At 37.9% G+C, this 21,355-nt stretch carries 19 protein-coding genes, 2 tRNA genes and 4 pseudogenes; 15 read left to right on the top strand and 10 right to left on the bottom strand.

Going from position 1 to position 21,355, the window contains the following annotated elements; translation table 11 throughout:
• Nucleotides 1-281 precede the first annotated feature (281 nt).
• Nucleotides 282-2,820, bottom strand: a pseudogene (locus tag HX13_RS14800) (ATP-dependent Clp protease ATP-binding subunit).
• Nucleotides 2,821-2,971: 151 nt separating this feature from the next.
• Here HX13_RS14800 and HX13_RS22145 point away from each other — a divergent pair.
• The 4 genes and pseudogenes from HX13_RS22145 to HX13_RS14785 all read left to right on the top strand — a co-directional run bounded on the left by HX13_RS22145 (nucleotide 2,972) and on the right by HX13_RS14785 (nucleotide 5,786).
• Entirely contained in the window at nucleotides 2,972-3,196 is a 225-nt protein-coding gene (locus HX13_RS22145; protein WP_053327646.1) for a hypothetical protein, read from the top strand.
• Nucleotides 3,196-4,305 carry a glycosyltransferase gene (locus tag HX13_RS14795; protein ID WP_128572436.1) on the top strand — a complete coding sequence of 370 codons (1,110 nt, stop codon included), beginning with the start codon at nucleotides 3,196-3,198 and terminating at the stop codon, nucleotides 4,303-4,305. The genes HX13_RS22145 and HX13_RS14795 overlap by 1 nt, the downstream gene beginning before the upstream one ends.
• An 86-nt stretch (nucleotides 4,306-4,391) precedes the next feature.
• On the top strand, nucleotides 4,392-4,811 hold the full coding sequence (locus HX13_RS14790; protein WP_050021740.1) for a SufE family protein: 420 nt from the start codon (nucleotides 4,392-4,394) through the stop codon (nucleotides 4,809-4,811).
• A gap of 50 nt (nucleotides 4,812-4,861) precedes the next feature.
• Nucleotides 4,862-5,786 (top strand): annotated as a pseudogene (locus HX13_RS14785) (glycosyltransferase family 9 protein).
• Here HX13_RS14785 and HX13_RS14780 read toward each other — a convergent pair.
• The 4 genes and pseudogenes from HX13_RS14780 to HX13_RS14765 all read right to left on the bottom strand — a co-directional run bounded on the left by HX13_RS14780 (nucleotide 5,776) and on the right by HX13_RS14765 (nucleotide 8,460).
• The gene (locus HX13_RS14780; protein WP_050021739.1) at nucleotides 5,776-6,897 is read right to left on the bottom strand and encodes a glycosyltransferase; all 1,122 of its coding nucleotides are present in this window, start codon (nucleotides 6,895-6,897) and stop codon (nucleotides 5,776-5,778) included. The pseudogene HX13_RS14785 and the gene HX13_RS14780 overlap by 11 nt on opposite strands.
• Nucleotides 6,898-6,990: 93 nt before the next feature.
• A tRNA-Val gene (locus tag HX13_RS14775) sits at nucleotides 6,991-7,065 on the bottom strand.
• A gap of 32 nt (nucleotides 7,066-7,097) precedes the next feature.
• Nucleotides 7,098-7,172, bottom strand: a tRNA-Val gene (locus HX13_RS14770).
• A 42-nt stretch (nucleotides 7,173-7,214) separates the two neighbouring features.
• A pseudogene (locus tag HX13_RS14765) lies at nucleotides 7,215-8,460 on the bottom strand (bifunctional folylpolyglutamate synthase/dihydrofolate synthase).
• A gap of 96 nt (nucleotides 8,461-8,556) precedes the next feature.
• On the opposite strand from HX13_RS14765, the gene HX13_RS14760 reads away from it, so the two are divergent.
• From HX13_RS14760 to HX13_RS14740, 6 genes are all read left to right on the top strand, one after another.
• Nucleotides 8,557-9,738, top strand: a complete 1,182-nt coding sequence (locus tag HX13_RS14760; protein ID WP_238555376.1) for a TolC family protein — start codon at nucleotides 8,557-8,559, stop codon at nucleotides 9,736-9,738.
• Entirely contained in the window at nucleotides 9,728-9,904 is a 177-nt protein-coding gene (locus HX13_RS24490; RefSeq protein WP_238555413.1) for a TolC family protein, read from the top strand. The genes HX13_RS14760 and HX13_RS24490 overlap by 11 nt, the downstream gene beginning before the upstream one ends.
• Before the next feature lie 197 nt (nucleotides 9,905-10,101).
• On the top strand, nucleotides 10,102-10,497 hold the full coding sequence (locus tag HX13_RS14755) for a hypothetical protein (protein WP_238555375.1): 396 nt from the start codon (nucleotides 10,102-10,104) through the stop codon (nucleotides 10,495-10,497).
• Nucleotides 10,498-10,499: 2 nt separating this feature from the next.
• Nucleotides 10,500-11,582: a mannose-1-phosphate guanylyltransferase gene (locus tag HX13_RS14750; protein ID WP_228377708.1), complete on the top strand. Its 1,083-nt coding sequence runs from the start codon at nucleotides 10,500-10,502 to the stop codon at nucleotides 11,580-11,582.
• 32 nt (nucleotides 11,583-11,614) lie between these two features.
• Entirely contained in the window at nucleotides 11,615-12,202 is a 588-nt protein-coding gene (locus tag HX13_RS14745) for a hypothetical protein (protein WP_238555374.1), read from the top strand.
• A 47-nt stretch (nucleotides 12,203-12,249) separates the two neighbouring features.
• On the top strand, nucleotides 12,250-12,783 hold the full coding sequence (locus HX13_RS14740) for a GNAT family N-acetyltransferase (protein WP_050021738.1): 534 nt from the start codon (nucleotides 12,250-12,252) through the stop codon (nucleotides 12,781-12,783).
• Nucleotides 12,784-12,861: 78 nt separating this feature from the next.
• Here HX13_RS14740 and bcp read toward each other — a convergent pair whose 3' ends face one another.
• Nucleotides 12,862-13,311: a thioredoxin-dependent thiol peroxidase gene (gene bcp / locus HX13_RS14735; RefSeq protein WP_050021737.1), complete on the bottom strand. Its 450-nt coding sequence runs from the start codon at nucleotides 13,309-13,311 to the stop codon at nucleotides 12,862-12,864.
• A gap of 33 nt (nucleotides 13,312-13,344) precedes the next feature.
• Between bcp and nth the strand changes: the two genes are divergently transcribed.
• Nucleotides 13,345-13,965, top strand: a complete 621-nt coding sequence (gene nth / locus HX13_RS14730; protein WP_050021736.1) for an endonuclease III — start codon at nucleotides 13,345-13,347, stop codon at nucleotides 13,963-13,965.
• Nucleotides 13,966-14,148: 183 nt separating this feature from the next.
• Here the strand turns inward: nth and HX13_RS14725 are convergent, their stop codons facing one another.
• Both HX13_RS14725 and HX13_RS14720 read right to left on the bottom strand, forming a co-directional pair.
• Nucleotides 14,149-14,595 carry a DinB family protein gene (locus HX13_RS14725; RefSeq protein WP_050021735.1) on the bottom strand — a complete coding sequence of 149 codons (447 nt, stop codon included), beginning with the start codon at nucleotides 14,593-14,595 and terminating at the stop codon, nucleotides 14,149-14,151.
• Between the two features lie 114 nt (nucleotides 14,596-14,709).
• Nucleotides 14,710-16,506, bottom strand: a complete 1,797-nt coding sequence (locus HX13_RS14720; protein ID WP_050021734.1) for a DUF885 domain-containing protein — start codon at nucleotides 16,504-16,506, stop codon at nucleotides 14,710-14,712.
• A 168-nt stretch (nucleotides 16,507-16,674) separates the two neighbouring features.
• On the opposite strand from HX13_RS14720, the gene HX13_RS14715 reads away from it, so the two are divergent.
• The 4 genes from HX13_RS14715 (at nucleotide 16,675) to HX13_RS14700 (ending at nucleotide 19,400) form a co-directional block, all read left to right on the top strand.
• Nucleotides 16,675-17,136, top strand: a complete 462-nt coding sequence (locus tag HX13_RS14715; protein WP_050021733.1) for a hypothetical protein — start codon at nucleotides 16,675-16,677, stop codon at nucleotides 17,134-17,136.
• A gap of 162 nt (nucleotides 17,137-17,298) precedes the next feature.
• Nucleotides 17,299-18,003 (top strand): MotA/TolQ/ExbB proton channel family protein, encoded by a 705-nt coding sequence (locus HX13_RS14710; protein ID WP_050021732.1) that lies wholly within the window; start codon nucleotides 17,299-17,301, stop codon nucleotides 18,001-18,003.
• Between the two features lie 81 nt (nucleotides 18,004-18,084).
• Entirely contained in the window at nucleotides 18,085-18,483 is a 399-nt protein-coding gene (locus HX13_RS14705) for an ExbD/TolR family protein (protein ID WP_050021731.1), read from the top strand.
• A 32-nt stretch (nucleotides 18,484-18,515) separates the two neighbouring features.
• Nucleotides 18,516-19,400 carry a hypothetical protein gene (locus HX13_RS14700; protein ID WP_050021730.1) on the top strand — a complete coding sequence of 295 codons (885 nt, stop codon included), beginning with the start codon at nucleotides 18,516-18,518 and terminating at the stop codon, nucleotides 19,398-19,400.
• A 12-nt stretch (nucleotides 19,401-19,412) separates the two neighbouring features.
• Here HX13_RS14700 and HX13_RS14695 read toward each other — a convergent pair whose 3' ends face one another.
• On the bottom strand, nucleotides 19,413-19,805 hold the full coding sequence (locus HX13_RS14695) for a hypothetical protein (protein ID WP_050021729.1): 393 nt from the start codon (nucleotides 19,803-19,805) through the stop codon (nucleotides 19,413-19,415).
• 69 nt (nucleotides 19,806-19,874) lie between these two features.
• A pseudogene (locus HX13_RS14690) lies at nucleotides 19,875-21,280 on the bottom strand (nucleoside recognition domain-containing protein).
• Between the last annotated feature and the right edge of the window lie 75 nt (nucleotides 21,281-21,355).

Genomic DNA, 21,355 nt, shown 5'->3' with positions numbered 1-21,355 from the left:
CCGGAAGTTACTTTCAGTTATAATGCTGACAGTAAACAACAATTTATTTTATTGTAAAGAAGATAAAACAGAGGAATGTTTATTCTTTAGGGTTCATCAGAAATTCCCCATAAAAAACAATAAATTTTATATTATGGTCCATCAATATCAATAGGGGGCGGGCTTTAGCCCGCATAAATCAAATATCCCCATTCCATGGGCTTTAGCCCAAACATAAGAACACCATAAACAAAAAAGCATCGGGAATTCCCGATGCTTTAATCAAAAATTAAATTATTTATTTAAGACTGAGAAGACTTCTCAGCTGCAGATTTCTTAGCTTTCTGTGTTTTTCCGGCTAAACCGTCTTTGGCTTCATTAAGATCAAGAACTACGGTTTCTCCTTCATTCAATTGTTTATTCACCAGCATTTCTGCCAATAAATCCTCAATATATTTCTGGATAGCCCGTTTCAATGGTCTTGCTCCGAAATCTTTATCCCATCCTTTTTCAGAAATAAAGTCTTTGGCTTCTTCAGTCAATTCTACTTTATATCCTAATTTTTCAAGTCTTCCGTACAGCTTATTAAGCTCAATATCAATAATTTTCTTGATATCATCCTGTACAAGAGAGTTGAAGATAATAATATCATCAATTCTGTTCAGGAATTCAGGAGCAAATGCTTTCTTAAGGGCATTTTCAATTGTGCTTCTTGCTCTGTTGTCGGAACTTGATTTCTTAGCTGAAGTTCCGAATCCTACACCATCTCCGAAATCTTTGAGATCTCTTGTTCCGATATTGGAAGTAAGGATAATAATTGTATTTCTAAAGTCGATTTTTCTTCCTAAACTATCTGTAACGTGTCCTTCATCCAGGATCTGCAACAGAATATTGAATACATCAGGGTGAGCTTTTTCAATCTCATCCAACAGAACCACAGCATAAGGTTTTCTTCTTACCGCTTCGGTCAGCTGGCCACCTTCTTCATATCCTACATATCCCGGAGGCGCACCTACTAATCTTGAAACAGCGAATTTTTCCATGTATTCACTCATATCAATTCTGATCAATGCTTCGTCAGAATCAAATAATTCCCTTGCCATTACTTTCGCCAGCTCGGTTTTACCTACCCCGGTTGTCCCCAGGAAGATAAAGGTACCGATAGGACGGTTCGGATCTTTAAGTCCGGCCCTGTTTCTCTGAATGGCTTTTACCACTTTTTTTACAGCATCTTCCTGACCAATCACTTTTCCGTTCAGTTTGCCGTCCATTTGGGCAAGTTTGTCGAGTTCGTTTTTACCTACTTTTGTTACAGGCACCCCGCTCATCATAGAAACCACTTCTGCTACATTTTCTTCCGTTACGGTTTCTTTTTTCTCCTTCACGTCTTTATCCCATTTTTCCTGAGCCGAGTTAAGTTCCATCTGAAGACGTTCTTCCTCATCTTTAAGCTTTCTGGCTTCCAGATAATCCTGGGCTTTTACCGCTTTTTGTTTTAATTCTTTGATGTCTTCGATTTTTTTCTCGAAGTCAATGATTTCCGTAGGGACTTTCATGTTTTTAATGTAAACACGTGATCCTGCTTCATCCATCGCATCAATAGCTTTATCCGGTAAAAAACGGTCTGTTATATATCTTGATGTCAAATTGACACAAGCGGCTATCGCTTCAGGCGTATAAATTACATTGTGATGTTCTTCATACTTGTCTTTGATCTGATTCAAAATCTGAATGGTTTCCTCAATAGAAGTAGGCTCCACCATTACTTTCTGGAATCTTCTTTCTAATGCTCCATCTTTTTCAATATACTGACGGTATTCATCAAGCGTCGTAGCCCCGATGCATTGGATTTCCCCTCTTGCTAAGGCAGGCTTAAACATGTTGGAGGCATCCAAACTTCCTGTGGAACTTCCGGCGCCTACAATGGTATGGAGCTCGTCAATAAATAAGATGACATCCCTGTTCTTTTCCAGCTCAGTCATAATGGCCTTCATTCTTTCTTCAAACTGACCACGATATTTGGTTCCGGCTACTAAACTGGCCAGATCTAAAGTGATCACACGTTTTCCGTAAAGAACCCTGGAGACTTTTTTCTGTTGAATCCTTAATGCCAGTCCTTCTGCAATCGCAGATTTACCAACTCCCGGTTCCCCAATGAGAAGAGGGTTATTTTTCTTTCTTCGTGATAGGATCTGGGAAACCCTCTCAATTTCTTTTTCACGTCCGATTACAGGGTCCAGCTTTCCGTCTCTTGCCAGAGAAGTCAGGTCTCTACCAAAGTTATCCAATGTAGGCGTTTTTACTTTTTGCAGAACCTAAATTTCCTGTAGGCTTTCTCATTTGCTCAAATTCTTCTCTCTCATCATCATCATCGTATGCACTCATCTGAGGTGCTTGTCCTGAATTTTTGAGCATAGTCTGATACTCTCTTGAAACACCTTCATAGTCGATGTCATAAGCTCCTAAAATATTTGAAGTAGGGTCCTCATATTTATAAAGAATACCCAAAAGCAAATGAACGGTATTAATTTCATTGCTTTTATATTGCCGGCATTCTAACTCTGCACGTTTAATGGCATGATCTGCCATCTTGGTGAAAGAAATATTAGTAACCTCCTCAGAAATAGGATTAAGACTTGCTGTATTTAGAGTTTCAATTTTTCTTCTGATTTGTGTTAAATCCGCATTAAGGTTTTGAAGGATTTCTTTTGCAGAGTTTTCCGTTTTTATAATACCTAAAAGTAGATGTTCTGTATTGAGAAATTCACTTTTCAGCCTTTTAGCTTCGCTTTTGCTTTGTTTGAACACCTGGCTCAAACCTTGTGAAAACTTATAGTCCATAATATATCTCATTAGAATAAAAGCAACGTTGCTTTTTATTCATTATCTAAATTACAAATATTTTACCAAAAATCAATTAATGACTTTATGGCAGAAAAAATTTTATTATCTTATTGAAAATGATTAAGTTTGTTATCCTTAAAATTTCCCCATGAATCCTGAAATTACTACTTATATTGGATACTCTGCTTCTGTTTTTATCGTACTGAGTTTCATCCTGAAAGATGTAAGAAAAATCAGAGTGGTCAATATGATTGGTTGTATCTGTTTTGTCATTTATGGTTTTTTTAGTGGTCCGTTATGGCCGGTTATCATACCCAACGGGTTGATTTGCTTTATTCAGATGTATCATTTACTGACCGGAAAAAAATCCTGATGAAGAAAAAAATCATTACATCAGCTTTCAGTAATCTGTATACGGATCAGCGCATTGAAAAGGTTTGCAGGACCCTTCATGAAAATGGTTATGAGGTGGAGTTGATAGGAAATGATTGGAAAGGAGCCGAAGAAATGGAACGGCCTTATCCTTTTTCACGAATACATCTGGCTTCAAAAAGCTTAAAGACAGCCTATTTTGAGTTTAATTGGAAGCTTTACCATGTACTCAAAAGAAAAGCAGACCGGAATACCATTCTTCATGCTAATGATGTGGATGCCTTGTTATCAAACTATCTTATCGCCAGAAAGCTGAATATCCCGCTGGTTTTTGACAGCCATGAGATTTTTTCAGAAATGCCTGCCATTCAGGGCAAAATGTCACAAAAGGTGTGGCGGTATGTAGAAGAAAAGATTATTCCCCAGCTACAGTGGATGGTGACAGCCAGTGAAAGTTATGCAAAATGGTTCCGAAAAAAATACGGAATAGACGCTGTGGTGGTTCAGAATGCTCCAAGAAAACTGGATTTTACAATAAAAATTCCTCAAAATTCACCCAGAATATTTTTATACCAGGGAGCTCTTAATCCTTTCCGGGGGATTGATAAAGCCATTATGGCGATGCATTATCTGGAAGGAGTCATTTTTAAAATTGCCGGAGACGGCCCAAGAAAAAAAGAATATGAAGAACTGGTCAACAGGGAAAAGCTTCAGCATAAAGTTCAGTTTCTGGGAAAACTAAAACCCGAGGACTTAAGAAAAATAACCGTGACAGCAGATGTCGGAATGAGCATAGAAGAGAATGGGGGAGATAGCTATCTTTATTCATTGCCCAATAAAGTATTGGACTGTATCCAGTCAAGGGTTCCTTTAATTTTGTCTGATCTTCCCGAATTGCGAAATATTAAAAACCAGTTTGACATAGGAGAAATCATTAAAAATCATCATCCTGAAAATATTGCGGAAGCAATAAAAAAGGTTTTGGAGAAAGGAAGAAAAAATTATCAGCTGGAGCTTGAAAAAGCATCCAAAGTGCTGTGTTGGGAAAATGAAGAAATACAATTATTAAAAGTTTTTCAAAAAGCAGGTTTGGCTACAGGCTTCAGGTAACAGGTAAGATCTGAAATAGCTTACTGCCTGAATCTTATCGCCTAAAGCATAATTTCTTATCTTTGCACAAAGAAATTTGATTTAAAATGACCATTAAGGAAAAACAGCAGGAAATAATCGAAGAATTCGCATTTCTTGAAGATTGGGAGCAGAAATATGAGTATATCATAGATCTTGGCAAGGAATTAAAAGGACTTTCGGATGATAAGAAGACAGAAGAAAACCTGATTAAAGGCTGCCAGAGCAAAGTATGGATTGATGCTGAATTTAAAGATGGGAAGCTTTTCTTTAATGCAGATTCTGACGGAATTCTTCCAAAGGGAATCGTTTCTCTTTTGGTGAGCATTTACAGCGGGCATTCCACACAGGAAATTTTAGATTCAGATTTTGAGTTTATTTCAGAAATAGGTCTTCAGGAGTTTCTTTCTCCTTCCAGGGCAAACGGATTAATGGCCATGACCAAGCAGATTAAATTTTACGCAGTCGCTTATCAGCTGAAATCGTAATTGTGACCAGAATTTTAGCATATCGTTTTTCTGCTTTTGGAGACGTTGCCATGACAGCTCCGGTTTTCAGAGAATTCCTGGAACAAAACCCAGATGTAGAAATTGTAATGGTTTCCAGAAAAAATTTTGAAGCCTTATTTGCTGGTATTCCGAATCTTATATTTAAAGGAATCAATTTAGATGACTATAAAGGACTTTTTGGATTAAACAGGTTGAGTAACGAACTGATCCGAGAATTCAACCCGGATTTTATCGCTAATCTTCATGATGTAATCCGTACCAAGGTATTGGACAGGATTTATAAAAGGAAAGGACTGAAGGTCTTCAAAATTGATAAAGGAAAGGAAGAAAAGGAACATCTTACCGATGTATGGAACTTAAATAAGGTTCAATTAAAAAAAAACCGTTGAGCGGTACGCTGATGTTTTTCGGAAAATGGGCTTTAAAGTAGAATTGTCTCATCAGCTAAGGCCGGCTTCCACAGCGAAATCCGGAATTGGCTTTGCTCCGTTTGCCCAGCATAAAGGGAAAATGCTTCCTCTGGAAAAATCATACGAGCTGGCCAGGCTTTTGGCACAAAAACACACTGTTTATTTTTTCGGAGGTGGAAAAAAGGAAACCGAAACTCTTGAAAAGTGGGAAGAACAGATTCCCAACACCAAAAGCCTCTCAGGGAAACTGAGCCTTTCGGAAGAACTGAATAAAATTTCAGAACTGGAGCTGATGATTTCAATGGATTCTGCTAATATGCATCTTGCCAGTCTGATGGGGACAAGATGTATATCTGTATGGGGAGCTACACATCCTTATGCGGGGTTTCTGGGCTTTGGTCAGAGCGAAAATGATGTGGTTCAGGTCAATGATCTTACCTGCAGACCCTGTTCTGTTTTTGGGGATAAAGAATGTTATCGCGGAGATTGGGCCTGTCTGGAAGAGCTTGATATCCGTAAAATAATAAAAGTTGTTAATCTTTAAAAATACTGTTGACCATTGCTTCTGCTTTAGCATGATCAGAATGATTCTTTTCTAAAACCATCTTTCTGGTTTCATTTTCATTGTAATCGCTTGTTGCGGTAGTTATAATATGTTGCCTTATTTCCTCTGTTGTTGTTCCCATAAGGCATAGCCGGATCAGAGAGCTGTCGTCAGTAATATTCTGATTGATAATGACAAATCTGCTGTTATAAAGGGCATTGAAAAGCTTGACTTTTGTTCCGGACTGCTGGTATGAGAGTAAAATATTGGCGTGTGCATTTTCAAAAAGCCGGTGAAGGAATTCATCGGTTTCTATAGGAACCAGATCGATGTTTTTAATACGGTTTATTTTCTTTTTAATTTCATCAGGAGCCCGGTCGGACGCCACGATGAGGTTGTATTCAGGTAGGCTTTCAAACAGGCTGATCGTTTCATTTAATGCCTTTTTGTTGTCTGATATACTCAGATCCCCATGAAAAAGGAAATACGCTCCCTTTTTATCCAGGAATTTTACTATACGGTTACCATGGAAAATATGGATAAGGCTTGCGTTATTTGAATAAGCGAGAGTCTCCCGGCATTCTTTTTCCGAAAGACAGAATATCGTTTTAAATTCTTTCAAACGCTTCTTTTGGTATCCTTTGTATTTTAAAGCTTCAATTCTGTAAACGATCTTTTTTAAAAGGTTTTTTTCGGAAGAAGACAGGCCTTTATAATATTCAGTTTCGTTATTGTGAAGCCGGAGGAACAATTGATGTTCTTTCTGCTTTAATTGGTCGATAATTTTCGTCGTCTGCAGTCCTTCAAAAAGGATAGGTGCTTTGAATTTTTCAAGATTTTTGAGCAATGTCTCTGAATTTCTTATCGCCGCAGCGAAGGGCACGGGTGAAAAATAAAGAAAAGGGTTTCTCTTTTTTTTATAAAAGAAAATATTTTCTGTACTATCCCGAACTTCCGGATCAATTTTTTCAGGGATATGATCCACAAAACAATGAAGATGTATTTTTACTCCCAGATCTGATAATGCCTTAATCTTATAATATACATCAATAATGCCACCATAAGACGGCGGATAAGGATAATTGAACGATATAATGTGAAGCTCCTTCAAAAGCTGGTAATATGGATGTTAAGAGCTGTAAAGGTAATGAATATTGAGAGGAATAAAAACAAAAAAATCTCCCAGAAATCTGAGAGATCTTTGTGGGTCCTGAGGGATTCGAACCCCCGACCCTCTGGGTGTAAACCAGATGCTCTGAACCAACTGAGCTAAGAACCCGAATTTTTTTGAAAGGTTTCGTTCCTTTTCTGTGGGTCCTGAGGGATTCGAACCCCCGACCCTCTGGGTGTAAACCAGATGCTCTGAACCAACTGAGCTAAGAACCCTCTAGACTTGTTCTCTTGTTTAGAGTGGTGCAAATATACGACTTATTCATTAATCTCCAAATTTTTTTCTAAAAATTCTCCCACTACAAAGTTACTTCCGCCAATAAAAATCATTTCGTTATCTGTACATCGTTCTTTTGCAGCCAGATACGCTTCCTGTACGGAATCAAAAATTTTATAAAAAATTTTAGCTTCACGGAGAAGGTTTTCATAATCTTCAGGATGCCTTCCCCTGTTGATAGATGGTTTAGCAAAATAAAACTCGGAATTGCCAGGAAGTAAAGCCATGACTTCATCTATTTTCTTATCGTTGACGAAGCCTAAAATAATATGTTTGTGCTTATCTATAAAATTTAATTGTGAAAAAACCTGCTCCAATCCGGCCTGATTATGCCCCGTATCACAAATAGTAAGCGGATTTTTTGAGAACTCAAACCAGCGGCCAATGAATCCTGTATTGTGATGAACATTTAATAATCCATTAGCTACGTCCTGTTCTGAAATAGTAACATTCAACTTTCTGAGTTCTTCTACCATAGCCAGAACAACACGAATATTTTTCTGCTGGTAATTCCCCTTCAGATCGGAAGTAAGATCTGTCTGGATAAGGGTTGCATCAATAAACGGAGCATTTTCCTCTATAGCTTTTTTTTATGATAATGTCTTTTACCGGTTTATTTTCATCGCCTGAGATAACAGGGGTGTTCTTTTTAATAATTCCTGCTTTTTCCCATGCAATTTCTTCAATAGTGTTTCCCAGGATATTCTGATGATCCAGCTGAACATTGGTAATCGCCGAAATAAGAGGTTTAATGATATTGGTAGAATCCAGTCTTCCTCCTAATCCTACTTCAATAATGGCAAAGTCTACCTGCTGTTGCATAAAGTATTCAAAAGCCATGATAGTGGTAAATTCAAAAAAAGACGGACGGATATCTTCGGGCAGCTTTTTAAGCTTTTGAATAAAATCAAAAACAAATTCTTTATTACAGTTTTTTCCATTGACTTTGATCCGTTCTGTAAAGTCAATAAGGTGAGGAGAATTGTATAGCCCTACTTTATAGCCCGCTTCCTGAAGTACAGACGCCAGCATATTGCTTGAAGAGCCTTTTCCATTAGTCCCGCCGATGTGGATGCATTTGATCTTTTCCTGGGGATTTCCAAAGAACTCACAAAGCCGGATAATATTATCAAGTCCCGGTTTGTATGCTTTTTGCCCGTCTATCTGATAATTGGGCATTTGTACAAAGAGCCAGTCTATGGATTCCTGATATTGTTCGTTTGTCATGATGCAAAATTCCCAAAAGTTTTTTTAAAATAAAATATAATTTTTGAATCTGTAACTTTTTTATATTTAATTCGTCTAATATGGAAAAATCTTAATATGAAAAAAGTTTGGATTATCGTTTTTGGATTAGGTTGTTTGGGACTGAACGCCCAAAAGAAATGGTCCTTAAAAGAATGTGTAAGCTATGCAGTGGAGCATAATCTTCAGGTTATCCAAAATCAGTATACCAAAAAATCTCAGGATCTCAATCTTAAAATGGCCAGAAATGAATATCTGCCTTCAGTATCAGCGAGTATGACAAACACAGTAAGTTTTGGACAGACTTCATTTGGTACCGGAAGTTTAAGGAATGACAGATTTAGTAACAGCACCAATTTAGGGGCTGATATTGTCATTTATAACAATGGGAGACTGGACAAGAATATCAGAAAAGTTCAGTTTGATGTTGAAGCAAGTCAGTATGATATTGAAACCATTAAAAATGATATTTCCCTTCAGATTGCCCAGCAATACCTTACGGCTCTTTTAAATAAAGAAATTGTTAAGATTTCTCAAAGTGCTGTAGAAAACGCACAAAAACAATATGACAGAGCAAAAATAACGACCCAGGTAGGTACTACGGCCCAAACGGTTCTGGCAGAAGCGGAAGCAGCACTGGCAAGGGAAAAACAAAATCTTAAAACAGCGGAAGTAAATGTAGGAAGGGCTTTGTTTGCCATTGCCCAGCTCTTACAATTGTCAGATTATAAAGACTTTGATGTAGAAGATGTAAACGTACCGGATACACTGGAAACGCAGCTAAGATCAGCAGATGAAATATTGGCAACTGCTTTTGAAATCCAGCCACAGATCAAAGCGGCAGAAAGCAGGATCAAGTCCGCAGAAGCTCAGACTGAAGTAACAAAAACATCATTCTGGCCTACACTTTCGGCCAGTATAGGAGTAGGAAGTTTTTACAATAATCTTTTGAACACCAATACTACAGGATATGATATAACGGGAAGGCCTGTAAATGAAAGAGGCTTTTTCCAGCAATACAGTGATAACTTTGGTCAGCAGGGCGGGCTTACCCTAAGGGTTCCTATCTTCAACAAGGGAAATACAAAACTTCAGGTAGAGCAGTCCAAAATCAATGAAAGCGCAGCCAAAATCACTCTGGAACAACAGAAACAAACCATAAGACAAAATGTGCAGAAAGCCCAGTTTGACGCTGATGCCAATTATGAAACCTACTTATCAGCAGTAGAAGCAGAAAAAAAGTTCAAAGCTGGCTCTTGATTTTGCGGACAAAAGCTATGCTGCCGGAAGAACTACCATATATGACGTTAATATTGCCAGAAATAATTATGCAAATGCACAGGGATCAGTAGCACAGGCAAAATATAATTATCTTTTTAGTCTTAAACTATTGAATTTCTATGCAGGAATTCCATTAAGTTTGTAAAATGTCTATCCAATCATTAGAAAAATATTTGCCCCAAAACACACTTCAATATTTAAGAGTTTGGTTTTCAGATTATTATATACATATAAAAGTTACAAGGAACAGAAATTCCAAACTGGGAGACTATAGAAAGCTCCCGGACAATTCTCATGAAATTACGGTAAATTCAACCCTTACCCCGCAGCTTTTTTTTCTTTGTGCTGACTCACGAGCTGGCTCACCTAATTGCCTTTGAAAGATATGGGAGAAGAATTTCTCCACATGGTAATGAATGGAAAGTAACTTTTAGAAATATGCTTCTGGAAAGCCTGGAAGTGTATGATGAAGATCTGAAACCGATTATTGTAAAGTTTTCAAAATCACCTAAAGCAAACTTTATGGCCAGCCCTGATCTTGTAAGATATTTTCACACTGAAAAACAAGATGATAGCCTGTTGTTTATTGAAGAGCTTGAAAAAGGTGAATTTTTTATATATCGTAATGAAAAGTATTTATTAGAAGGTCTGGTGAAAAAAAACTATCTTTGTAAGAACCTGGCTACGGGAAGGAAGTATTCTTTTAAGCCTTTAGCAAGGGTAGAAAAATGTAGCTAAGAATGTTAAAATCAGATAGATACTGTGTGATAATGGCGGGAGGGATCGGAAGCCGGTTCTGGCCAATGAGTACGCAAAAGTTTCCCAAACAGTTTCAGGATATTTTAGGAGTGGGACGTACAATGATTCAGCAGACTTATGACAGAATCAGCAAGGTTATTCCAAAAGAACAAATATTTGTGATTACGAATAAGGAATATGTGGCGCTTTCACATCAGCAGCTTCCTGAAGTCCCTGAAGAAAACATTGTAGGGGAGCCCCTGATGAAAAATACGGCAGCCTGCAATCTGTATATGGCGAACAAAATCGCCGAAATTAATCCTGATGCTACAATGATTGTGCTTCCTGCAGATCATTTGATACTTAAAGAAGATGTTTTTTTAGAAAAAGTGGAACTTGCTTTTGAGCTAGCATCAAAGCATGATTATCTGGTAACACTGGGAATTACGCCTACAAGGCCTGATACCGGCTACGGATATATTCAGTTTGTAGAAAAAAAAGGATCAGAATATTTTAAAGTAAAAACATTTACGGAAAAACCCATTCTTGAAATTGCCCAAAGCTTTTTAGAAAGTGGTGATTTTCTTTGGAATGCAGGAATATTTGTATGGAATGTTAAAAGCATTCACCATGCTTTCGAACTCTATCTTCCAGAGATGATGCAGCATTTTATGGCGTGCGAATATAATTCCGAAAAGGAGAACAGCTGTATCGAAACAATTTACCCGAAAGTACAGAAAATTTCTATTGATAACGGAATTCTGGAAAAGGCGAAAAATGTATATGTTATTCCGTCAGACCTGGGCTGGAGTGATCTGGGAACCTGGACCTCTGTATATGAGAATACTGAGAAGGATGAAAACGGGAATGCCGTGAAACTAAAGCATTTACTGACCTATAATGCAAAGGGAAACGTTATCCGTCTGAAAAACAATAATAAAGCTGTCATTATTGATGGTCTTGAAAATTATATCATTGTAGACACGGATAAGGCACTTCTGATTTGTCCCCGGGACAATGATCAGCTGATCAAAGATTATGTTCTTGATTTAAAAAGTTTCAAAAAAGGGGAAAAATTTATGTAAAAAATATGGTATATTTCAACTGATTTTAAATTATGATGAACATTACCACCCGACTTACAATTTTCGCATTGGCATTTTTAGGATTTCTGGGATATTCTCAGGAGAAGAAAAAGTTTTCAAGTATTCATGGTATCTTACAACAGATAGATCCGGACAGTAAAATTAATTCCTGGGTGCTGGTGTACAATAGCTATGGAAAAGGACAGGAAATCAAGGTTTCCGGAGATAAACTCAGCTATGTTCCACAATTTTCCGGGTTTAACCTGTTTCCCAATGAAGACAGTTTTTATTATATCGTTTACTCCTCAGCAGGAAAAACAGGATATATTACTAATACAGAAGAGCTGAAGACTTTTGTAGGAAAAATAGATAACGCTCAGGAGGCAGCAGTTGTTTTAGCGGCTGAAGGATATATGGTGGATGAAGAATTTAAAGATCTTGCAGGGAACTACCATGAAGACCGCTCAAATTATTATTTGGATCTGGGAAAACTAACGTCAAAGGAATGCCCTTATCAGAAAACACATTATACTTTAACGGTAAACAAAGCTACAGGAGAAGTGTCCAATGTGAAAAACAATGGAACTTATATTGAGCTATACAATAAAAAAATGTGCTAATAATCCTAGACTTCTGAAAATCGAGAAAAAAGAAGAACCCAAGAAAGATGAGCCTAAAAATACAGCCAAACGCAGATAAAATTTACGAAACAGAGCGATTAATCATTCGCCCGATGTCTTTAGAAGATAAAGAACTTATTTTTAGACTGTATAACAGTCCGAAATTCATTCAATACATTGGTGACCGTAATATCAAGAGCGTGGAGGATGCAGAAAATTATATTAAAAACAGATTTCTTCCTCAATTTGAAAAACTTGGGTTTGGAAATTATCTTGTTATGACCAAAGAAGGAAATGAAAAAATCGGAGGAGTAGGTATTTTTGAAAGGGAAGGCCTGGATATTGTGGATATAGGGTATTCCCTGCTGGAAGAATTTGAGGGTAAAGGATATGCCTATGAGGCCGCCCAAAAAGTAAAATCAATAGGAATGGAGGAATTTGGATTAACTAAAATATCTGCTATTATTTCAAAAGATAATCTTTCTTCTCAGAAGCTGATCGAAAAACTGGGGTTTGTTTTTAAAAAGTACGTAACTCTTCCTGGTGAAAATGAAGAACTTAACTATTACGAAACAGAGTAGATCTTTAAAGACAAATCCGTCAATAACACAACTTATAGTAATTGTGGCGTTATTGGCGGATGTTATTTATAAACAATATTAACCTTCCAGAATTTGTTCTGCCGCTGTTTTTGAAGTCACTTTTTCAATAACCCTGGTGCAAATACCGTTTTCATCAAAAATAAAAGTGGTTCTTACGATTCCCATATAGGTTTTTCCAAAAGTTTTCTTTTCCTGCCATACCCCGAATTTTTCAATAATATCACGGGTTTCATCAGCAATAAGGTCATAAGGGAAAGCAAATTTACTGTGGAAATTTTTCTGTTTTTTCACAGAGTCTCCGCTTACTCCCAATAGTTGAAATCCGGCTTTCTTCAGGGCTGTATAGTTGTCACTCAGATTGCATGCTTCCACTGTACATGTTGGAGTATTGGCTTGAGGGTAAAAGAAAACAACAAGCTTTTTTCCGATAAGTTTTGATGAGGTTACTGTTTTTCCGTCTTGATTGATTCCTTCAAATTCAGGTAATTTGTCTCCAACTTTCAACATAAAGATTTAATTTTGTCCAAATTTACGGGTAAAATGACAAAAAAGCAAAGAGCCGAGCTCGTTCAGAGAGAACTGGATAAATTGTATCCCACCACACCTATTCCTTTAGACCATACTGATCCTTATACCTTAATGGTAGCAGTGGCGCTTTCTGCACAGACTACAGACAAAAAGGTAAATGAAGTCACACCTCATCTTTTTGAAGTGGCCGGAACTCCCCAAAGGATGGCCAGGCTGGAAGAATATCAGATCAAAGAACTGATTAAAGAAATAGGTCTCTCCAATACCAAGGCAAAAAATCTGAAAAGAATGGCTGAGCTTTTATTGGAAAGGCATAATGGAGTGGTTCCCCAGACCTATGAAGAACTGGAAGCGCTTCCGGGAGTAGGGCACAAAACAGCATCAGTGGTAATGAGCCAGGGCTTCGGATTTCCTGCATTTCCGGTGGATACCCATATCCATCGCCTGATGACACAGTGGAAACTTACCTCAGGAAAAAATGTGGTGGAAACGGAGCGTGATGCTAAAAAACTATTTCCGGAGGAAGTATGGAATAAGCTCCACCTTCAGATTATTTTCTACGGAAGAGAGTATTCTCCGGCAAGAGGAAAAGGAGAAAAGGATTTTATTACGAAAATGTTATTTGAAAAGTAGTTTATATCGTTAACGAATTGCTCGCCAAGACTTTGTGAAATAGGGTTAAATAGTGCATAAAGACCTTTCGTTCAGTGGAAAAACTTTCTTAACTGGATGAAATGCCCCATGAACCTAAAAAATAAAACGCAACGGAAATAATATTATGTTTGTTGCGTTTATTTATTGACTGTAATTTATAGCTCAGACGTCTAACAACCTTCTGTGATAATTGATCTGTCCCAGATGATAATTCAGATGACCGATAAGATGAATCAGGAAATACTCTGCGGTCATTTTGTAACCTAAAGGCTCAAGAGGATATTCTTTTTTAAGATCTTCTTCAGATAACCCGCTTAATACGGTGCTTACCATTGTAATTGTTGACTGCACTTGTTCTACAAGCTCAGCCTTTGGAATATTTTTTAATGAAAACTCCAGGTCCCGCTGTCTTACATAATCTGTATTTCCGAGTACTCTGCCAATAAAATGGTTAAGGTTTCCAACCAGGTGAAGGCATAAATTTCCTGCAGAATTGGCGATATCTTTATCGGTATTCCAGAGGTTTTCTTCATTTTGATAGGCTTCGATCTCTGTCTTTAATTTATTTAAATCCCTGCTATAAAGAGATTTCAGGCTTTCTGTAATCATGTTTTTGTTGTGTTATGGTTTTACAATATTCCTGGTATTTGTTATGATGAGATATCACACAATTATTTGTAAAAGATATAAAAAAGATGGGATTGCTGTAATCCCATCTTTTTTTTATTTCTGTTTCTTGGCCCAAAGCTCCATCTTCCGGTTCAGAATATCCAGTGGAAGACATCCCTGGCTCAATACTTCATCATGAAAACTGGTCAGACTAAACCTGGCTCCCAGCTCTTTCTGATATTTTTCTCTCAATTCACGGATTCTTAAAGAGCCTATTTTGTAGCCTAAGGCCTGCCCAGGCATAGCCATATATCTTTCCACTTCTGCCGTTGCAGCTCCTTCATCATAGGAAATATTACTCAGGAAGTATTTAATAGCTTCCTCTCTGCTCATTTTTCCTGTGTGCAAGCCGGTGTCCACTACCAGTCTTACCGCTCTTAGCATCTGGTCGCTTAAATATCCCATTTTCTGATAAGGATCTGTATATAACCCAAACTCAGGTCCTAAAGTCTCACAATAATGGGCCCAGCCTTCTCCGTATGCTCCAAACCATCCGAATCTCATAAACTTGGGAAGGCGAGTATTCTCCTGCTGCAGAGAAACCTGATAATGGTGCCCCGGTATTGCCTCATGAAGAAAAAGAGACTCCATTCCCGAAGTTACATTAAACTTTGTAGGGTCCGGAAGCGGAACATAAAAAATACCAGCTCTTTTTCCGTCAGGAGTTCCCGGAATATATTCTGCACTGGCACTGGCTTCCCTGAATTTTTCTGTTTGCCTGATTTCAAATTTTGTTTTTGGTGTCACATTAAACATGGTTTTCAGCTTCGGAGTAATCTTGGCCAGAATACCGTTAAACCCTGCTAAAACTTCTTTGGCGCTCTTATAGGTCATTGCTTTTGGATCGGTTTTCACAAAAGTGATAAACTCTTCCAACGTTCCGGTAAAACCTACCTGTTGTTTTACTTTTTCCATTTCTGCACGCAGCATAGCCACTTGCTGCTGGCCAATCTTATTGATCTCCTCAGGTGATTTTTTAGTGGTAGTCCAGGTTTTTACATAATAGCTATATATTTCATTTCCATTGGGAAGGCTGTTGTAGCCGTCGGTATCTCTGGCTTTTGGCAGGTATTCTTTTTCAAGAAAAGTCCCCATTTTGGTGTAGGCAGGAATAATTTTTTTCGTGATAGCATCCTTATACAAAGCTGAAAATTTATCTTTCTGAGCCTGGGTAAAGTTTTTTGGAAAATTTCTTACCGGTCCGTAGAAAATATTTTTCTCCATATCGGCAGTGGTGATTTCCTCGGCTTTCATCTGAGGAATCATTTTGATAACCAGTTTTTTGGGAAGCACTATTTTATTGTTGATTCCTTCACGGAAATTATCTGTAGCGGCATTCATCCATTCCGGGAATTTTTCCATTCTTTTCAGCCAGTCATTATAATCTTTCTCAGTTTTAAAAGGCTGGCTTCCTTCTCCGCTCCCATACAAAGGAAAGGTGAGCGGAAGTCCTCCGAATTGGGTAAAAGGAATGTACTCAGGATGATAGACATACGCTTCAATTTTGTCTTTTAAAGTATAGTCCAATACATCATAAACTACTTTGTCCTCATCAGAAAGAGCTTTATAATCAACGTGTTCCAGCTGTTTCTGCACAGAGTTATAGAACGCTATTTCTCCTGAGATGAAATCTTTATCAATATTGATAGGAAGCTGGTCATTGTATCTCGTATCTCCCTGAGATGTAGCATCTAAAGGATATAGTTTAAGGTACTGCTCATAATAATTGGAAGCAATGGAATCCAGGTTACTGGGAGTCACTTTTGTAAGGGGAGAATCAGATTTTTTGCATGAAGCAAGGCTGATCATCAATCCTAATCCTAAAATACTTTTTGATAAGATGTTTTTCATATTCAGAATCTTTATGAAACAAAAGTAAGTAATATTGGGTGATTCAGACTCATTATACAATTTGATTTTAAAAAATAATTTTCAAAATCCTTTTCACTTTGAATCAATTTTTTATCTTTGTCTAAAACGTTTAACAATCATATTATTACAGTTCTTTTTTAAGAAAAAATGAAAGGGATTTTAAAAATTTACCATCCGGATGAAACGCTAAAATACAATATCAGAAATACTTATTGTAAAGCGGTTTACAGCAACCAGCAACATTTTTTAGAGGTTGAAATTATTACGGATGACAGTTTGGATCATGTAGATGATGATTCATTACAGTACAACTTTCCGCAGCTTTCACTGGAAGTTTTCGATTTCCCTATCGAATCTTCGGAGATAGAAGGCAAAACAATCAAAATCAATGATTCTGACGAGGAAACCTATACAGAAGTCGATTTATTCGATGATGAAGATGCTTATATCTATGATAATGAGCTTCTTTTTGAAAAGAATGAAGAGGGAGAGCTTCAGGTAATCTGGAAGGGAAATATTGATGATTTCTATACGGGATCCGATAACCCTATTCCTTTCAGGTTGAAATGCGAATTCAGACAGGATGATATCGAAGTAGACGAGGATTAATTCCTTTCCGATACCCTATTTTACCAGATTTCTTTTCAAATTATTTTTTTGGAGAGAAATTTGTTGTTTGTATATCATAACAAATTTTAAGCAATTTTTAAGATATCAATTAATAATATTCCACTACATTTGTCGTTGAAACTTTTATAAAAATTCACATTAATGCTGTTAACGGAACTTACTCAGATTTTATTTGCACAAATCGCTACACCCGCAGTTGCTACAGACAATTTAGAATTTTCATTTTGGAAGATTATGTTCCATGGAGGAGCTTTCGCTAAAATAGTGATGGTAACCGTATTGCTGCTGGGCGTATTTTCTTTATACCTGTTTTTTGAAAGGTTTTTCTTTATTAAAAGGCTGACCTCGAAGACAGATTCCAACTTTATGAATAATATTGAAGATTTTATCAAAGCAGGAAAGATTGAGGCAGCAAGTGATTATTGTAAGACGCAAAATTCCCCGGAAGGGAGAATCCTGGAAAAAGGAATTTCAAGATTAGGTCGTCCTGTTTCAGATATTGTAAGTGCAATGGAGGCTCAGGCTCAGGTAGAAGTGGCCAATATGGAGAAAAACCTTAACCTTTTGGCGGTAGTTCCGAGTATTGCTCCGATGTTAGGACTTTTAGGTACCGTAATCGGGATGATCATCGCCTTTTTTAATTTGTCCCATGCCACCGGATCTTTTTCTCCGAAAACCCTTTCAGAAGGTATTTATACGGCATTAGGACAAACAGCAGTAGGTTTGGCAGTGGCTATCCCGGCTAACTTCTGTTATAATATTCTTTTGACAAGAATTGATAAGTTTGTATTAAAAGCCCAGAATATGTCAGGTGAATTTTTAGACCTTATCAACAAACCTTTATAAATCTTTCTTATGAAATCGCAGTGAAAGGGATTTACACCGTTAAGCGATTCCATCTGACCCTTAAAATAGCAGAATAAACAGATGAAAATTCAGAGAAGAAATAAAGCAAACCCGGAATTCAGTTTAGCAGCGATGACAGATGTTATCCTGTTGATGCTGATTTTCTTTATGGTAACGTCTTCTGCAGCCAATCAAAGTGCCATTGATGTAAACTTACCGAAAACCGGAGCTGTTGAAGATAATATACCCAATCCTGTTACCGTAAGTATCAAACCCGATGGGTCTTATTTTGTAGATGATAATCCCGTGAATAGAGGAGAACTGGAGCAGGTTATTATAGATAAGCTGTCCGGTCAGGAAAAAAAATCCTTTACCATCAGGGCAGATGAAAATACGCTGCATAAAGACGTTGTTTTCGTAATGGAAATTGCTGAAAAACATAAGATTAATATTGCTATAGCAACAGTTAAAGATAAATAATATACCGGATCGCCGGAAGAATGACTTTTAAGATGAGAAGCTATACTGCCAACAGAAACGAAGAAAACAAGGATAGAGTAAAGAGTGCTTTGCTTTCTGTCTTTATTTGGGCTGCCGTTTTGCTTTTTGTTTTTTTATATAAATTAAAACCGGAACTTGATAAAGAACCCGAAGTGGTGACTACCATGCTCGTGAATTTCGGGGATAACAGAAATGGGAATGGAATTGAAGAGCCGGCAGAACAACCCGGAAGCTTGGCTGCTGCCACGGAAGAAGTAACTCCCGAGCCGGCGGAAACTCCTGTTCCCGAAACCAAAACAGTAGTAAAACCAGAGCCTGCTCCCGAGCCAAAGAAAACAGAAGCTAAGGAAAAGATTATTACAGGAAACAGTTCAAAGAATACCGTTTCTAAAAAAGAAGACTCGAAAAAAGCGGAAAAGAAAGAAGCAACAAGCAATAGCGCTTCAAAAAACACCAAAAAGTCAGGAGCTGCTACGGCAAATGCCAAAACAGGAAATGGTGACGGAAAAGGAAATGCTGCTATTGGCAACCTGATTAAAGGAAGGGGCACAAAGGCGGGAAGCCAGGGCTCCGGGCAGGGAATTGGAAATGCAGGTGATCCTTTAGGTGGTGATGGAAATGGGGATAGTAAAGTGGGAATCGACCGAAAATTAGTGGGATATATTCCGGGAACAATGGGTAGAGGTGGTGCTCAGCCTTCCCATAGCTGTACGGCAAGCGGATCTATCACTATTGCTTATACTGTAGATAAGGCTGGTAACGTAGTCTCTGCAAGAAGGGCCGGAGGAATCTCGGATCCTTGTGTGTCATCTACTTCCATAGCCTGGGTAAAAAAATATGTAAAGGCAGAGAAAGCCAATACATCCTCTACCGGAACCTATAAAATTACATTCTAACATAGAAAGCGCTTATTCAAGTGCTTTTTTTAATTCATTGATCCTGTTGATGACCGGAAGAGCAAAAATCCCGCTGGTCTGAAGATACAGTTCATAAAATGTCTTTGCCTTATCCTGAAAATCTTTATTGTGCTCTCCTTTGCTTTTAAAGTAAAAAAGATTCCCAAGCATCTCATAATAATCTTTATGATCTCTTTCCTGTTTCTGGCTGACCAGGGCGATCATGTCTTCCTTAGTCATTGAAGAAACTTCTGTGAAATTCATCTTGAAAATGTCCCGCATCAGCGTATCAAAATCCAGTTCTTTCTGCAGTAAACTTTCTTCAGGTTTGTCCAGGATCAGCTTTTCCAAAGCCTGGGTAAGTTGACGGATGAGTCTTAATGTAAATTCTTTATCTGTGATCATAATGGTAATTTTATTGCTGGTTGTTAGTTGTTAGTTTGGAGTGATGTGCGGCATCAACCATCAGCTTGATTAAGCAAAGAATAAATAGGCCAAAGCAATAGAGGTAATAATTCCCACCAAATCGGCAAGAAGCATGGCAATTACAGTGTATCTTGTATTCTTTACCGCTACGGCCCCGAAATATACGGCAATCACATAAAAACGTCGTATCTGAGCTTCCCTGGAGAACAGCAGCCAGCTTACCCTGAAAACTATCTGCTCCAAAAGTAGCCATCGTATCCACCATCATTCCTCTTGCTCCTGACCCGGACAAAGGCTTGATTAAAGCCGTTGGAAGCCCATCCACGAAACGTGGGTCAAGGCTTGCTGCGTTGGCTACCCATTTCATACCATCAATAATCACATCAAATACTCCGGACGTTCTTAATAAAGAAATGGCGATCAACATCCCTACCAGATAGGGAATAATCTTTACACAGGTTGTAAAGCCTTCCTTTGCTCCTTCAATAAAGGCGTCAAAAAACGTTGATCTTCTTGTAGACGGCTCCAAGTACTATGGCGAGGAAAATGAAGAGAATGAGTCCGTTACTTAGAACTTTACTGAAATCATCCAGCTCATCTTTGCTCAGCTGCACCAGATACACCACCAGCAAGGCGATAATAGCCGAAATACCACCTACATAGGCAATAACCACCGGACGAAGAAGGTTGATCTTCTGATATAAAGAAACAATAATCATTGCGGCCAGCGTTGCAGCAAAAGTGGCAATCATACAGGGAAGAAATATATCGGTAGGAGTTTTGGATCCCATTGAGGCTCTTATGGCAATAATGGAAACAGGAATTAAGGTCATTCCACCTGCATGAAGGCAGAGAAACATGATCTGCGAATTACTGGCTGTTTCTTTATTGGGATTTAAGGTCTGCAGGCTTTCCATGGCCTTTAAACCAAATGGTGTGGCTGCATTATCCAGGCCAAGAAGGTTGGCGCTGAAATTCATCAGCATATGTCCGAATGCCGGATGATTTTTCGGGATTTCCGGAAATAATTTTGAAAAGAACGGCTGGATAAACCGGCTTAAAAGATTAATCCCGCCAGCTTTTTCAGCAATACTCATGAAACCCATGAAGAGTGTCATGATTCCAATCAATCCAAGGCAGATTTTTACTGCTGTTTCTGAAGTTCCGATCACCCCATCCGCTTCCTGAACACGGTAAATGTTTACATTTTGCTTTAAAGAATCTGTTTTATAATGAATTCTGCTGTCTGCAAAATCATTTTTCTTTATCAGGCTATCCTTCACAACAGGAGACAGGCTGCTTATGGGCTGGGTTGCGATCTTTACCGTGTCACCGCCTTTTCCTACTACCATATCATTGAAAATGGTTTTGTAATGGCTTGACGAAATGTATTTTATACTGGCAATGGCAATGGCAATGATAATGAAAGCCGACCAAATTCTGCTGAGAACCATTCGATTGATTTAATTGTTTAAACTTATCAAAAATACTTTAAACTGCAAAAGTCACAAAAGATTTTATTTTAAAAC

It is taken from the genome of Chryseobacterium sp. P1-3, from assembly GCF_000738495.1.
In the GTDB taxonomy this organism is placed as follows: domain Bacteria; phylum Bacteroidota; class Bacteroidia; order Flavobacteriales; family Weeksellaceae; genus Chryseobacterium; species Chryseobacterium gallinarum.
This window is presented reverse-complemented; position numbering and strand designations above follow the sequence as displayed.